Source organism: Mucilaginibacter sp. UYCu711, from assembly GCF_050433825.1.
In the GTDB taxonomy this organism is placed as follows: domain Bacteria; phylum Bacteroidota; class Bacteroidia; order Sphingobacteriales; family Sphingobacteriaceae; genus Mucilaginibacter.
The window spans coordinates 146,291-162,406 of record NZ_JBNPWM010000003.1; the positions used below are offsets into that span (position 1 = coordinate 146,291).

At 42.6% G+C, this 16,116-nt stretch carries 11 protein-coding genes and 1 riboswitch; of the genes, 2 read left to right on the plus strand and 9 right to left on the minus strand.

Translation table 11 applies throughout. The features are described 5' to 3' along the window. The first annotated feature begins 676 nt into the window (after window positions 1–676). The gene (locus tag ABIB50_RS07930; protein WP_429378724.1) at window positions 677–2,899 is read left to right on the plus strand and encodes a PAS domain S-box protein; all 2,223 of its coding nucleotides are present in this window, start codon (window positions 677–679) and stop codon (window positions 2,897–2,899) included. Window positions 2,900–2,904: 5 nt separating this feature from the next. Here ABIB50_RS07930 and metF read toward each other — a convergent pair whose 3' ends face one another. From metF to murQ, 6 genes are all read right to left on the minus strand, one after another. Further along, complete coding sequence (metF, locus tag ABIB50_RS07935) at window positions 2,905–3,858, minus strand: methylenetetrahydrofolate reductase [NAD(P)H] (protein ID WP_429378726.1); 954 nt, start codon at window positions 3,856–3,858, stop codon at window positions 2,905–2,907. 154 nt (window positions 3,859–4,012) lie between these two features. Further along, window positions 4,013–4,261: a four helix bundle protein gene (locus ABIB50_RS07940; RefSeq protein ID WP_429378727.1), complete on the minus strand. Its 249-nt coding sequence runs from the start codon at window positions 4,259–4,261 to the stop codon at window positions 4,013–4,015. Window positions 4,262–4,291: 30 nt separating this feature from the next. Further along, window positions 4,292–7,978, minus strand: a complete 3,687-nt coding sequence (gene metH, locus ABIB50_RS07945; protein WP_429378728.1) for a methionine synthase — start codon at window positions 7,976–7,978, stop codon at window positions 4,292–4,294. A 125-nt stretch (window positions 7,979–8,103) separates the two neighbouring features. Beyond that, window positions 8,104–8,215: riboswitch (SAM riboswitch) on the minus strand. Between the two features lie 117 nt (window positions 8,216–8,332). Next, complete coding sequence (locus ABIB50_RS07950; RefSeq protein WP_429378730.1) at window positions 8,333–9,064, minus strand: Bax inhibitor-1/YccA family protein; 732 nt, start codon at window positions 9,062–9,064, stop codon at window positions 8,333–8,335. A 106-nt stretch (window positions 9,065–9,170) separates the two neighbouring features. Beyond that, on the minus strand, window positions 9,171–9,737 hold the full coding sequence (locus ABIB50_RS07955) for a hypothetical protein (protein ID WP_429378732.1): 567 nt from the start codon (window positions 9,735–9,737) through the stop codon (window positions 9,171–9,173). 48 nt (window positions 9,738–9,785) lie between these two features. Then, complete coding sequence (murQ, locus tag ABIB50_RS07960; RefSeq protein ID WP_429378734.1) at window positions 9,786–10,598, minus strand: N-acetylmuramic acid 6-phosphate etherase; 813 nt, start codon at window positions 10,596–10,598, stop codon at window positions 9,786–9,788. 113 nt (window positions 10,599–10,711) lie between these two features. Between murQ and ABIB50_RS07965 the strand changes: the two genes are divergently transcribed. Further along, window positions 10,712–12,292 (plus strand): S41 family peptidase, encoded by a 1,581-nt coding sequence (locus tag ABIB50_RS07965; protein WP_429378736.1) that lies wholly within the window; start codon window positions 10,712–10,714, stop codon window positions 12,290–12,292. Window positions 12,293–12,334: 42 nt separating this feature from the next. Here ABIB50_RS07965 and ABIB50_RS07970 read toward each other — a convergent pair whose 3' ends face one another. The 3 genes from ABIB50_RS07970 to der form a co-directional block, all read right to left on the minus strand. Then, the gene (locus ABIB50_RS07970) at window positions 12,335–13,753 is read right to left on the minus strand and encodes an alpha/beta hydrolase-fold protein (RefSeq protein WP_429378738.1); all 1,419 of its coding nucleotides are present in this window, start codon (window positions 13,751–13,753) and stop codon (window positions 12,335–12,337) included. A 71-nt stretch (window positions 13,754–13,824) separates the two neighbouring features. After that, a complete protein-coding gene (locus tag ABIB50_RS07975) occupies window positions 13,825–14,697 on the minus strand; it encodes a helix-turn-helix domain-containing protein (RefSeq protein ID WP_429378740.1) in 873 nt (290 codons plus the stop codon). A gap of 85 nt (window positions 14,698–14,782) precedes the next feature. Then, window positions 14,783–16,084, minus strand: coding sequence for a ribosome biogenesis GTPase Der (gene der / locus ABIB50_RS07980; protein ID WP_429378742.1), 1,302 nt, complete (start codon window positions 16,082–16,084; stop codon window positions 14,783–14,785). Window positions 16,085–16,116 lie beyond the last annotated feature (32 nt).

The following is a 16,116-nucleotide window of genomic DNA, read 5'->3' on the forward strand; positions in this document are numbered from 1 at the left end:
GGGCCCATTTTTTGAAATAAATAGATTTTTGATGAGTTCATTATGTATAAGCACATATTGCTTTTTTATACCCTATACGTATGTTAAATTCGGGGGAATATTTAACGAGAAGTAGATAAGTTTATTAACTGGGATCAACCGTATGAAAAAACTTTAATCCCCGTTGGTCCGGATTTGTAATCCCGGACCATATTACGGGGGATTTGCAATCCCCATAGGCAATGCCCCGCGGATCAGGAGATCCGCAACAAATTTAGTCCGGGATTATAAATCCGGACTAACCTGGAAAAAAATTCTGTACAGTTATGCATTCCCTCCCCACGGGAGGGGTGCGGCTGCCTGTGAAGTGGCAGGGAGGGGTTTAGACGCTAATGCATATCGGCTAAACCCCTCCCTACACCCTCCCGTTGGGAGGGATCCGATAGCTATCGGATCGCACGAGCCGCCGTGCTTTCGCGTTAAGGATTGAAGCGGATACTCCGAAGGAGTCCTTTGGACCGGCCTGTGATTAAGGCCTGCGCAGTATGAGCGGAAAGCCTGACCCCGATTTTAATCGGGGGAACGCCCATACCCGTAATTTTAATTAGTAACATTAACCCGGGCAGTTTATAAACATTTGGGAATGATATTTGTATCTTTCTTATAGATTTCCACAAATCTCAAATAAACCCCTACGATGAATCAGCTTTCCCGGTCTTTTAAAAACATGATTGCCGTGGCGCCTTTGCCCATGGCTATCGTGGACACGGAGATGCGGTACCTGGCTGTTTCAGAAAAGTGGATCAGCTTTTATAGTCTCGAAAATACGGTCGTGATCGGCAGATCGCATTATGAGGTTTTCCCCGAGATTGGCGAAAACTGGAAGAGGATCCATACCGGGTGCCTTGCCGGAAAAGATCAACAATGTGACGAGGACCGTTTTGAGCGCGCGGACGGCACCGTGATGTGGCTAAAATGGGAGGTGCGCCACTGGCGGAATGATGAGGGGCAGATAGGCGGGTTGGTGATGAGCAGCGAGGATGTAAGTGACAAAACCCGGATCTTTAGTAACGAAAAGCGGTTCCAACTTTTTATGGACCAGTTGCCGGGCCTTTGCTGGATAACCGATAAGCATAACGTACTGAAGTACGCTAACAAATGTTTTTATGACACCTTCCAACTTACCAGCGACGTAATAGGCAAAAGCAGCGACGAAATATTTGGCCGCGAGATTGCCGGCCATTTCCAGGAAAACAACGAAATTGTTCTAAATTCAGGGCAGGGCAAAGACTTTCAGCAGACTGTAAGGGACGCGCACGGGCACCCTCAAGTTTTTAAAACTCATAAATTTCCGTTCAAAGTGGCGGATGAGGAAATGGTGGGTGCCATAGCTTTTAATATCACCAAAAGCAAATTACTGGAAGAAGAGCTGTACCAGAGTGAAACGCAGTTTAAGCTGGCTTTTGAACACTCCCTGATCGGCATGGCGCTGATTACACCTGACGGAAAATTGAAAAGGGTAAACAAGAGCCTTTGCCAGATGCTGGGCTATACCGAAGCGGAGATGAAGGGCCTGACTATCCAGGGTATGACCCACCCGGATGACCTGGAAAAAAGCGTTATGACGTTAGATGACCTGGGTAACCGCAAGATCGACAAGATCAAATTCGAGAAGCGCTATATGCATAAAAACGGTAAAACCATTTGGGTAGTTATTGCCGCTACCATGCTTTATGACGGATCAGGTCAGCCGCTTTATTATGTTTCGCAGATCGAGGATATCACTAAAAGAAAAGAGATCGAAAATGACCTGGTGCTTAGCGAAAAAAAATACCGAACCATTTTTGAAAATGTGCAGGATGTATTTTACCAGACCGATCAAAATGGCCTGGTAACCGAGATCAGCCCTTCCATCGAGAAATATTCGGGATACCCGCGCAAGGCTATTATTGGGCAGCCCGTGGCCAATTTTTATTTCTATGTGCAGGATCGTGAGCGGATAACCGAGGCCCTGCGCACCCGGGGGTTCGTGATTGATTTTGAGGTGCGCCTAAAAACCAGCGACAACCAGTTGCGCTATGCTTCTGTTAATGCCCACCTGATTATTGAAAACGGGGTAATGATAGCCACAGAGGGCAGCATGCGGGATGTGACCATCCGCAAGTTCCATGAAAATGCCCTGCAAGCTCTTAATACCGAGCTAACTGCATCCAACGAACAAAAAAATAACCTGCTGTCCATTATCGGCCATGACCTGAGGAACCCGATATCCGGGAGCCTGCAATTGCTGGACTATACGCTGGCCGACTTTGAATCAAGCACCCCGGACGAAGTACGCAGTTCTCTTTCACTGATGAAACAGGAATTGTCCAATGCGAATAACCTGCTGGAGGACCTGTTAGCCTGGGCAAAATCCCAGTTTAATGCCGTTAGTTTTAACCCTGTTAAGATCGCCGATCTGGCCGGCCTGGTTGAAAAATGCATGCAAACAGTGCAGCCAATGGCTTTAAAGAAAAGGATCAAGGTTGTACGGCAGATGCCCGATGGGGCCGACCTGACCGCTGATAAGGGTATGCTGGAAACTGTTATCCGTAATTTGCTTACTAACGCCGTTAAATTTACGAACACCGGCGGCGAGGTGGTCATTAGCGTCGCTAAAAACGAGGTGGAAACCTTATTTTCAGTGCAGGACAATGGCAAAGGGATCCCTAAACAAAAGATAGGTGAACTTTTTAATAAGCATACTAATTACACCACCTATGGCACCGCTGGCGAAAAGGGCACCGGCCTGGGCCTGAACCTATGCCATGACTTTGTGCTTAAACATGGCGGGCGGCTGTGGGTTGAAAGTAAGGAAGACGTGGGCAGTACTTTCTTTTTTACTATACCCGCTACCCTTACAATGGCTCAACCGGCGTAATTAGCTTAAAATATTGCTTCGGCTATCCGTTTGGTTGGGCCGGGGTTTCCCATGGTATAAAAATGTAGTACCGGCGCGCCAACTTTTATCAGCTCTTTACATTGGTTGATCATAAATGCTATCCCAACCTCTTTCACTTCGGCTTCTGATTTGCAGGCATGCACCGCGTCGCTAAGGTCGTCAGGGATATCTATATGAAATACCTTGGGCAAAACAACCAATTGTTTTGATGATGTAATTGGTTTAAGGCCCGGAATGATGGGCACGTTGATACCATTATCGCGACAATTTTTTACAAACTCGATGTATTTACTGTTGTCATAAAACATCTGGGTAACGATGAAATCCGCCCCGTTAGCTACCTTTTGTTTAAGATATTTAAAGTCGGTTTTTAAGTTGGGGGCCTCAAAATGTTTCTCGGGGTAGCCGGCAACGCCGATGCAGAAATCGGATTTTACCGCTTCATGGTCTTCGTGCAGGTACTTGCCCTGGTTCATATTGGTAACCTGCTCCAACAAGTCGGTAGCATAGTTATGCCCGCCAGGTGTAGGTACAAATGATGATTCGGTTTTACGGGCATCGCCGCGCAGAACCAATACGTTTTCGATGCCTAAAAACTGCAGGTCGATGAGCGCGTACTCGGTTTCTTCCTTAGTAAACCCACCACAAATTAAATGAGGAACAGCATCAACACCATATTTATTCATGATAGCCGCACAAACCGCCACGGTACCCGGGCGCTTGCGGTAGCTTACCTTCTCCAGCAAACCGTTGGCATGCTCTTTATAAACATGATCCTCGCGCGACGAGGTAACATCAATAAACGGCGGCTTAAACTCCATTAGCGGATCAATGGCATTGTAGATGCCCTGGATGCTTTGGCCTTTTATGGGAGGAAGTAATTCAAACGAAAAAAGGGTTTTGCCTTTGGCGTTTGTTATGTGTTGCGTGATTTTCATTTTTGTTGTAGGTTGTAAGTTTCAGGTTGTAAGTAAATTACTCTGAATAATATCGGATAAACCCGTTTAGCAGCTTGCGTACGGTTTCCAATTGACTTAAAATGTCGTCTAATTGAGTCGAGTTGATGAACCCCAAATCATTACTTAAATAAAGTTAAGTTTCGAGTTCGTATAATGAGCCTCTCGATATATAAAAAAACTGTAAACTATCTTTTTTATGATTACGTCCACAACCTTCGGCAATATTTGATGGGATAGATACTGCGCATCGTCTCATCTGATTGGTTATTCCAAATTGCCCTTCTTTCGGGAATAATTTAGTTATCGTATAAACTATATTGACAAGCTTTCTTGCATCGATCCATACACTAAGTTCAATATATTTTTTATACTCTGTTTGCATACAACTTATAACCTACAACTTGCAACAATATTAATAATTCAAATTAGGGCCCAACCATCTTTCAACAGTTTCTACGCTCATGTTCTTTCTCACTGCGTAGTCTTCGATCTGATCTTTACTAATTTTATTCAGACCAAAGTACCTTGACTGCGGATGCGCGAAATAGAAACCGCTTACGGATGCAGCCGGTGTCATGGCTAAACTTTCGGTTAGGTGCATATGGGCATTTTCTTCAGCTTTTAGCAGATCGAACAAAGTTGTCTTTTCGGTATGCTCCGGGCAGGCAGGATATCCCGGTGCCGGGCGAATACCCTGATACTCTTCTTTAACCAGTTCTTCAACTGTAAGGCTCTCGCCGCTCGAGTAGCCCCAGTATTCTTTACGTACCAGCTCGTGCATTTTTTCAGCGAACGCTTCGGCTAACCTGTCGGCAATGGCTTTGGCCATGATGCTGTTATAGTCGTCGTAATCTGCTTCGTATTTAGCAACCAGCTCATCGCAACCTATACCGGTTGTTACGGCAAAGCCGCCAAAGTAATCGGCCACGCTACTGTCTTTAGGCGCAACAAAATCTGATAACGCGTAATAAGGCTCGCCTTTTACTTTTTCTGATTGCTGGCGAAGGGTGTGGATGCGTGATAATAATTGTGTGCGGCTCTCGTCCGTATACAATTCAATATCATCACCCACCGCATTTGCAGGCCAGAAGCCGATAACGCCATTAGCCTGCAACAGGTTATTATCAACAATTTCCTTTAAAAGCTTTTGGGCATCATCAAATAATTTCTTAGCCTCAACACCTACAAACTTATCATCAAAGATCTTAGGGTAGCTGCCACGCAGTTCCCAGGTATGGAAGAAAGGTGTCCAATCAATATAAGGCACCAAATCAGCCAGTGGATACGCTTCAAAAACCTTGGTACCGGTAAAGGCAGGTTTTGGGGCGACTTTAGCCAGGTCTATCTGGAACTTATCTGCTCGTGCCTGCTCCAGCGTAACAAAGCGTTTGTCGGATTTTTTATTGGCGTGTGCCTCGCGGGCTTTTTCGTATTCGTCTTTTATGCCCTGGATATAACTGTCGCGGGTATCCTTGTTCATCAGGTTACTGCAAACTGTTACGCTGCGTGATGCATCCAGTACGTGTATAGCGGCGCCCGAATAGTTTGGTGCCACCTTTACAGCAGCATGGATGCGGGATGTAGTAGCGCCACCAATAATTAATGGGATGGTGAAGTTTTGACGCTCCATTTCTTTGGCAAAATGCACCATCTCATCCAGCGATGGCGTGATCAAACCGCTTAAGCCAATAATATCAACTTCTTGTTTTATCGCTTCTTCAATTATCCGCTGCGCGGGAACCATTACCCCAAGGTCAATGATCTCGAAGTTATTACAGGCCAGTACTACGCCTACTATATTTTTGCCGATATCGTGCACATCGCCTTTTACCGTAGCCATCAATATTTTTCCGGCATTGGCACGGCTTCCGCTCGAATCCTCGCCGGCATCAATAACACGCTGTTTTTCCAGCTCGATAAACGGTAATAAATAAGCCACCGCTTTTTTCATTACACGGGCCGATTTTACAACCTGCGGTAAAAACATCTGGCCTGCGCCAAACAGATCGCCCACTATGTTCATTCCATCCATTAGCGGGCCTTCAATCACTTCCAGCGGTTTGCTGTAAGCCTGCCTGGCTTCCTCTACGTCGGCATCTAAATACTCAATAATACCTTTTACCAACGCATGCGATAAACGCTCTGCAACGGTCCCTTTGCGCCATTCTTCGTCGCGTACGATCTCTTTGCCTTTGCTTTTTACCGTATCGGCATATTCAACCAGGCGTTCGGTAGCGTCATCACGGCGGTTAAGCAGTACGTCTTCAACCAGTACCAATAATTCCTTATCAATTTCCTGGTAAACCTCCAGCATGCCGGCGTTAACAATACCCATATCCATACCGGCTTTAATAGCGTGGTAAAGGAACGCCGAGTGCATAGCCTCGCGCACTACATTGTTCCCCCTAAATGAGAACGAGATATTACTTACCCCACCGCTAACTTTAGCATACGGCAGGTTTTGCTTGATCCAGCGGGTGGCTTCAATAAAATCAACCGCGTAGTTATTATGTTCTTCAAGCCCCGTAGCCACGGTTAAAATATTCGGGTCGAATATGATATCCTGCGGCGGGAAGCCAACTTCATTTACCAATATATCATATGATCTTTGGCAGATCTCTTTACGGCGCTCTAAACTATCGGCTTGTCCGGTTTCATCAAAAGCCATTACAACTGTAGCCGCACCATAGCTTAATATCTTACGGGCGTATTCTTTAAACTTCTCTTCGCCTTCTTTCAGCGAGATAGAGTTAACAATACCCTTACCCTGGATACATTTTAAGCCAGCCTCAATAACTGTCCATTTGGACGAATCGATCATTATCGGCAGTTTAGAGATGTCCGGTTCGGACGCGACCAAATTCAGGAATTTCACCATTACGGCTTCCGAATCGATCATCCCCTCATCCATGTTGATATCAATAACCTGCGCACCGCCTTCTACCTGCTGGCGGGCAACGGTTAGGGCCTCTTCATAATTCTCGGCCAATATCAGCTTTGAGAATTTTGGCGAACCTGTAATGTTGGTACGCTCGCCCACGTTAACAAAAATGCTTTCGGGGGTTATGGTAACAGCTTCCAATCCGCTTAAGCGCATAAAAGGTGCAACCTCCGGTATCGGGCGCGGCGGATATTTAGCAGCTTTGTCTCCAATACATTTAATGTGATCGGGCGTGGTACCACAGCAACCACCTACAATGTTTACCAGGCCGGCCTTCATGAAGTCGTCAACCTGGTGCGCGGTTTCATGCGCGGTTTCATCATACTGACCAAACTCGTTTGGCAAGCCGGCATTTGGATAGGCCGAGATAAACACATTTGCTTTCTCAGACAACTCCTGGATATGCGGGCGCATTTCTTTTGCACCCAGGGCACAATTTAATCCTACAGATAATAAGTTAGCATGGCTTACCGAGTTCCAGAATGCCTCGACCGTTTGCCCCGAAAGGGTACGGCCCGATGCATCGGTAATGGTGCCTGATATCATTATAGGCAAATGTTTGCCGCTTTCGTTTGCATATCTGTCAACGGCAAATAATGCCGCCTTTGCATTTAAAGTATCAAAAATCGTTTCAATCAGTAACACGTCCGACCCGCCATCAACCAGGCCGCGTACCTGGTCATAATATGCATTGGCCAGGTCATCAAAAGTAACGGCACGGTAACCCGGGTCATTTACATCAGGCGACAGCGATGCAGTACGGTTGGTTGGCCCAACGGCACCGGCCACAAAACGTGGTTTGTCCGGCGTTTTTAAAGTGTATGCGTCTGCGGCCTCACGCGCTATACGGGCACCTTCATAACTTAGCTCATAAGCCAGTTCTTCCAGGTGATAATCGGCCAGCGAAATTACTTGTGTGCTAAAAGTATTTGTTTCGATGATATCCGCGCCAGCATCCATATACTCGGTATGAATAGCTTTGATGATATCGGGGCGCGTAATATTCAACAGGTCATTATTTCCCTGCAGGTCACTTGGGTGATCCTTAAATCTTTCTCCGCGAAAATCCTTCTCGGTCAACTGGTACCGTTGTATCATGGTACCCATTGCACCGTCAATAATGAGGATGCGTTTTTTTAGTTCTTCTTTTATATCCATTGTAGATTAGTAGTTGCAGGTTGAAAGTTAAAAGTTGAAAGAAAGGACGCAAACGTACAACTCACAACATATAACTTACAACATAAAGGCTTATTTCGAAAAAGTCGGGTGTTGATATTGACTTTCACTTATCTGTCCCGTCTGCCTGAGGCAGACTGAGTAGAATTTAGCACCTTGTTAAGTAACAGGTTGCTAAGACATCGCAGGGTCTAATCCCTCCGTCTTTCTCTATAAGCAGTGCAAAGATGCGTAATATTGTTGTAAAGCGCAATAGGTTATCCTTAAGGAATCTCCTCTGTATGCAATAAAAAAAGCTGCCTTTTTTGGAGGCAGCTTTTAATAAATTATTAGGTATTATCTTCTTCTGCCGAAAATGCGCAATAGCATCAGGAACAAGTTGATAAAATCAAGGTACAGGGTTAATCCACCCATCAAGGCATATTTTTTTGCTGACGCATCGCCATACTCAAGGCCGGCACCAATACGTTTTAGCTTTTGCACATCATAAGCAGTTAAGCCTACAAATACTGCAACGCCTACGTAAGATATAATTACATCTAAACCGGTGCTATGTAAAAAGAAATTTACCACGCTGGCTATGATGATACCAAATAGCAGCATGATCATGATAGAACCAAATTTAGTTAAGTCCTGGTGCGTGGTATATCCGGCAATAGCCATAACACCAAATAACAATGATGCGGTTAAAAACACACTGATAACAGAACCAGCTGTGTAAATAAGCAATATAAAGCTTAAACTGATACCTGTTAAAGCTGCATAAGCAATAAATGCCAGTCCTAAAATGGGGTAAGATATGCTGTTTAAGCCAAAGCGAATTAAAAGCACAAATGCCAAAGGCGAAAACATAGCTATATAAGCAAATACGGTTAACTGATGTGTTGATTCATCAACCAATAATTGCAATAATGCAGGTGTGTTTGCAAAAGCATAGGCCGCAAAAGTTGATACGCCCAAAGCCACAAACATCCATAAAAACACATTAGCTAAAAACTTACGCGATGCATCGGCATCGGTTATTTGCATTACGTTTTCGTAAACGTAGTTTGGATTATTGTTTTCCATTTTTAATTATAGTTATTAATTGATATCAAATTTAATATAAAGATCAGAGATTAGTATATTAAAGGTTAGTTGATTTACAATTGGACTACAAAACTTTTCAATTGTTTCAATTTAACCGTTTAATCAGTTGCTCTTCTACCTTCTTAAACAATTGCAGCGGCTTTAAAGCCCGCCAGTTCAAATCATCCAGTTCGCCGCCGAAGTTGATATAGTAATCGATGTTATTGCGTTTAAACTCTTCTATCACATGCTCGCGGAAGTTGATGCCGGCAATCCAGCCATCTTCCACGTCCTGGAACCATTCCTCATAATAACAATCGTCGGACGAGTGAAAGTTCAGCACATTCTCGCCTATCAGGATAAACTGCGTAATGCCATTATCAACCATCAGCTCCAATATCTCGCGCTTTAGCAGCATAATGTCATTGTTAATGGCATCGTTCCATTCGCCAATAAACTCTATGATGGCATAAGAACGGTCATAATCCGCATAAAGTACTTTCATGTACAGCGTGTTCGACCCAAACGAATCCCACTGCGGGTGCAGCAGGAAATTGTACACCTGCTTATCAAACTCAAACTCATTATACTGCGTAGCATAAAAAGGCGAATATTCGTCCTCTGATGCTACATAGTCATCCCGCCATTTATAATATGGTTCTATCTCGTGCATTCTTTCAATTCAAAATTAAAAAGTCAAAATTCAAAAAGCCTGTCCGGCTTATTTATTTTGATTATAATAGTCTACAGCTTTTCTTACGCTATCATTTTTCTTTAACAGTTCTGCCGCAGTTGCTTCATCTACCCCGATTTCGGCCATTACCATTTTGGTGGCACGGTCTACCAGTTTATAGTTTGATAGCTGCATATCGACCATTTTGTTGCCTTTTACCTTACCCAGCTGTATCATTACAGTTGTGGTTAGCATGTTTAAAACAAGCTTTTGGCCGGTGCCTGCTTTCATACGGGTACTACCGGTTAAAAACTCGGGGCCGGTAACTAGTTCAACGGGGTAATTGGCTTCGGCGGCTACCGGGCTGCCACTGTTACAAACAACGCAGCCGGTTGTTATTTTATTTTGATTAGCTGCTTTTAACCCACCAATAACATAGGGTGTTGTGCCCGATGCCGCGATACCAACCACTACATCTTTATCTGTAATGTTATAGGCTGACAGATCTTTCCAGGCCTGCTCAGTATCGTCCTCGGCAAACTCAACCGCTTTTCGGATGGCGCCATCGCCACCGGCAATAATACCTACCACCATATCAAACGGAACGCCAAAGGTTGGCGGGCATTCAGACGCGTCAACCACTCCTAACCTGCCACTTGTGCCGGCACCAATATAAAACAGGCGGCCGCCGGCTTTCATCCGTTCGGTAATAGCTATGGCTAATTTTTCTATCTGCGGCAACGCCTTACTAACAGAAATTGCTACAGTTTTATCTTCGTAATTTATGTCCTTCAGAATTTCGGCTACACTCATCTTATCCAGGTTGTTGTAGTTCGATTCCTTTTCGGTAGTGTTTTGCATTCTTTTGATGGTTTTTTTGCCAAAATTCGGTAAAATTCCTGATATGGTTTAATTATTGAGGTAAGTAATTACAACCCTATGGCTGCAAATTAGTAGTTTTGTAATAGATATTTATGAAGAGAGCGGCAGGTATTATTTTCAGGTCTGTTATCCTGCTTTTACTGGGGGTGTTTATTGGTATTTTGGTAACAAATAAAGACCTGAATACCAACATTTCTTTTGACGGGAAGGATAAGGTTTCCAGGGTTTTAGACTTGGTTAGGCATAACTATGTAGACTCGGTAGATGTGGACAGCATCGAAGGCTCGACCGTAAATAATCTTTTACAAAATCTTGATCCGCATTCGCTTTATTTACCCGCACAACAAGCATCATCAATAAACGAACGGCTGGAAGGTGGCTTTACCGGCATTGGCGTTGAATATATTTTGCTGCGCGATACATTAATTATTACCCAGGTTAGCGCCAATGGCCCTGCTGCTAAAGCGGGTGTATTGCCCGGCGACCGTGTAATTGAGATAGATCATAAAAACTTTTCGGGCACGCATCTAACCGTAAGCAAAGTCAGCAAAGTTTTCAGGGGGGTAAAGGACTCGCAATTGTTAATGGCAGTAATGCCGGCAGGGAGCAAAACAACTAAATTTTATAACGTAAAGCGCGACCATGTTGACCTAAGCAGCATGGATGCTGCCTATATGTTAAACCCGGTTACCGGTTATATCAAAATAAGCAAGTTTGCATCAACTACTGATGCTGATTTTCGCAAAGCACTGATCAAATTAAAAATTGAAGGCATGAAACAGCTGGTGCTGGATATCCGCGGCAATGGCGGCGGCTACCTAAATACCGCGACTGCTTTGGCCGATGAGTTCCTCACAAAAAAACAACTAATAGTTTACACCAAAGGCGTGCATGACCCACGTACGGATTACTTCGCGACAGACTCTGGCAATTTCCAAAACGGCAAGTTAGCTGTATTGATTGATGAATATTCTGCATCGGCCAGCGAAATATTGGCAGGCGCGCTGCAGGACCTTGACCGTGCTGTTATCGTAGGCCGCCGGTCGTTTGGTAAGGGCTTGGTGCAGGAGCAATTTGCTTTTCCTGATGGCTCGGCAGTTAATTTAACTATTGCAAGGTATTATACGCCTTCGGGCCGGTCTATCCAAAAATCATATAGTGCCGGCGTTGAGAGTTATCGTAATGAGCTGGCACAACGCATGCGTAAAGGCGAATTATTTTCTGAGGAAAACAGTTTAAGGGATAGCGCCTTTAACCAGCCTAGTAAATTCCACACCTCAAACGGGCGAAAGGTATTTAGCGGCGGCGGTATTATGCCTGATATTTTTGTGCCAGCCGATACCACACAAAATACTTACATGATAAGGGAGTTAAGCAACCAGCAGCTTTTTAGCGCGTATGTGATCGACCGTATGCAGCCTACACTGAAAAGGTATACTTCCGACGATTTTTTTAAGAATTATATAGTTACCGATAACGACTTTGGCAATTTTATCCAATATGCCTCTAAGACCATAAAACATATGGCCCCAAGCGAATTACTGGCATCTAAAGAAAACATAAAAATAGTATTAAAGGCCTTTGCCGCGCGTTTTAAATGGGGCGATGAAGCCTATTTTAAAACCATTAATGCTAATGATGTAGCGGTGAAAAAAGCGGTAGAAGCCCTGTAGATATGCTTATGTTAAAACATGCAAATAAAGTATGGCAAAGTATTACTTTATCAATGCTTTTAATTTTAATGCAGCCTCATTTTTGGGGTTTATTTTTAAAGATTTGTCCAGGTATATTTTAGCATCTTTTGTGTTTTTTAAATTAAAATAACCTTTGGCAATTTCTGCATTGACATCATCATCGGCCTTACTCAAGGCACCTGAAACAATATGCTTCCCGATCAACATTGACTTTAACAGTTCAATGCCTTTATCAACAGCAATATTTTTGTCGATATAACGATAACCCATAACATGCAGCAGGTTTTCAGTTTTTACCTTTGTATTTAAATATCCTTTCTGTAATATATCCGACGCTTCATCTGTTTTTCCATCGAGGTCATAAACTTTAGCAAGCTGAAAATAAACACTTACATCATCCATAGCTGACTTACCGGTATTTTGCTTTTTTAATAACGCCATTTGATAAGCTTTTTCTGAGTTTTGATACAAACCTTTTGTTTTAAGAACAATTCCTATATTAAACAAGTCTATATCCATGCAATCTTTCATGGCATATACAGAATCAACAAAGGTGTTGACCTCGCTATTACCAGACTTGCTTAGATCTACATATTCCAGAATTTGATTAATAAATCCGTGAAAATTGATATTACCATATTTTTCTGTTTTTTCCTTTAATACAGCGTTATAATAAATAATTAATGCTTCGCCGGGATATTTTTTCCTGATCACGTTATAGTCTTTAAAAGCAAATAAGAGCGCCTGCGGCAAAGCGTAAAGGATACTATAAGAGTGCGTTGCTTCGGCGAAGGATTCCTTCTTTATATTTATATAAGGCGATTTTTTTAGCGAGTCAACCAGTTGATCCGCGAATTTCATTCTTTCAGGGATATCATTCGCAATTGCTATGAAGTAAGCAGTTGTATCTTTTACTTTTGCTGTATAAGATGAAAAATCCGGCTTATAATAAATGGGGCGCTCTAACGAAAAATTTAAATAAGTATTAAAAAGCGAGGGATCATTACGAAGAATATAATTAATGTAATCCGCACCTTGCGAAAGGCCTACTGCTACTCTTAAATTTACAGTATTATACGTTTTTGAAATATAGGGGATAAGTTCGTTTTTAACAAAGCCGTAATACCTTGCCCCCTCGTCGGTAAGGTTAGGGCTTTTGTAATCCTCATTACCTCCTTTAATTTTAGCGTGAACCACTATAACATTAGGTATGTCCCAAATATTATTTGCTGTAGCGGCAATATAATTGGCATGGTCATAAATAAATTCGTATACAGTTGGGTATTTTTCTGTCTTTGAATAGTTTTTGGGCAAGTAAACATCTACCGTAACACTATCCTTTACATAAGCCGAGAAAATTTTCTTTGTTACCAGTGTCTGCGCGCTTACAAATGCTGGGAGTAATACGGACAAGTATAAAATTAGGAATGCTCTTTTCATTTCTGCAACTGATATACCTCAAAAGTACAGGATGAAAATATTATAAAATTGTATTTTTCTGACAGCTAAGGTTAGTTGGCACTTTTAAGAAATTGAAAGATCAACTTGTCATTACCAAGCTTATCTACCGCGTCAAAAAAAGATTTAGGGCGTGTACCGGTAAGTTTTGTATAAACCTTGATGAAGTAGGACTGATCATAATAATTGTTCTCATAAGCAAGATCAGTAAGCTTTTTTAAGCGATCTGCAAAAAGCTTATTTTCCATTGACTTTCTAAAGCGGGCAATTTGTTTAAACTTTACAGGCGGGACACCGAGGTTTTTATTGAATAGACGAATAAGGGTCCGTACATGCAAGCCGCTTAAAGCAGCTACATCATTTATTGAATACTGATTTGTTTCATCAGTCAATAGCATTATTGCTTTTTCCAATAACTGCTGTTCAGGCGATGGTTGAAAAATAGACAAAAGAAACGTTTCTATAACGTCTACTTTTTCTTTATCCGAAGGCTTTAAATAAATATCCTTGCAAAAAGCCTTGTAACCGGGAGCATCTTCCCAAGTTTCAAAAAGTTGTACCTGGCCTTTCATTGTTAGCGGTTGCCCGGAGCGAACAAAATTACAAAGCCCTAACGGTTTAAAGGCTATAGTGATCTTATTGAGTCGTCCACGCCATTCTATTAACAGAGGCTCTTTCCTGATTTCTGTTGCAAAAATGCGAACATCTGTATTATCGCTTTCTTGTATTCGAATGGACGAATTATTAATATCGAAAGAAACACCACGGTGAATATTTATTGCCGTATTGATATTTGGAAACGAAATGTAAGAAAGATTAAACGCGGGATCATCGGATTTAAAAAAGTAGTAATAATCGATGTAGCGTTTAAGCTCGTTTTTGATTGGTCTATAAAAGGGGAAGTTGAGGTTTTTCGGATCAATCATTTTACAAATATCTACGTAATATAATAGTATACCAATCCCTAACAGATCAGTAAATCATCAAACAAGACATTTGCATATATGCACGTTACTTTTGTCTAAACCAAACCTGTATAGGCGCTCCGCTAAAGTCGAAATTTTCTCTTAGCTTATTTTCTATAAACCTGTAATACGGCTCTTTAACGTATTGCGGCAGGTTGCAAAAGAAGGCAAACATGGGCGATGTACCGGCTATTTGGGTAACGTATTTTATTTTAACGTATTTGCCTTTTAATGATGGCGGCGGATAGTGCTCAATTATCGGCAGCATCACCTCGTTCAATTTTGAGGTTGAGATTTTACGGGCGCGATTTTCATAAACCTGGTTGGCTACGTCAATCACTTTTAATACACGCTGTTTTTCTGTTACCGAGGTGAATATGATAGGTACATCTGTAAACGGCTGTAATTTTTGTTTGATCATGTCTTCAAAAACCTTGGTGGTTTTGTTGTTCTTTTCAATCAAATCCCATTTGTTCACTACTATCATTACACCTTTCTTGTTCTTTTCGGCAAGGTGGAATATATTGATGTCCTGCGACTCGATGCCTTCAACAGCATCTACCATCAGGATCACCACGTCAGCCTCTTCAATGGCCTTAATGGTACGCATAACCGAGTAAAATTCTATATTCTCTTTTACCTTGGTCTTTTTACGCATTCCTGCGGTGTCTATCAACATAAAATCATGACCGTATTGGTTATAATGGATATGGATAGAATCGCGCGTAGTGCCGGCAATTGGTGTTACTATGTTACGGTCTGTACCTATTAAAGAGTTAATGATAGATGATTTGCCTACGTTAGGGCGGCCAACAATGGCATACTTAGGGCGGGTGTTTTCTTCAAGCTTAACATCCTCAAAATGTTTAACCACCTCGTCTAATAATTCACCTGTGCCAGAGCCTGTCATTGATGAGATGTTGTAGATCTCGCCCAAGCCTAAACTATAAAACACGGTAGCGTCTGACTGTTGGTTGTTATTATCAACTTTGTTAACTACTACAAACGTTGGCTTGTTACCTTTACGCAATATGTTGGCTATCTCATCGTCCAGATCGGTTATGCCGGTAGTAACATCCACCAAAAACAAAATAACCGATGCCTCTTCGATAGCGATAACCACCTGCTCGCGGATGGCTGCCTCAAACACATCGTTTGAATTAGCTACGTAGCCACCGGTATCAATAACGGTAAACTCGTGGTGTGTCCACTCTGACGTGCCGTAGTGACGATCGCGGGTTACACCGCTAAAATCATCCACAATGGCTTTACGGGTTTCGGTTAAACGGTTATATAAGGTCGACTTGCCTACATTTGGGCGGCCAACTATGGCTACTATGTTACTCATGGAATTTTGTTTTACGTATAACGTTATACGTT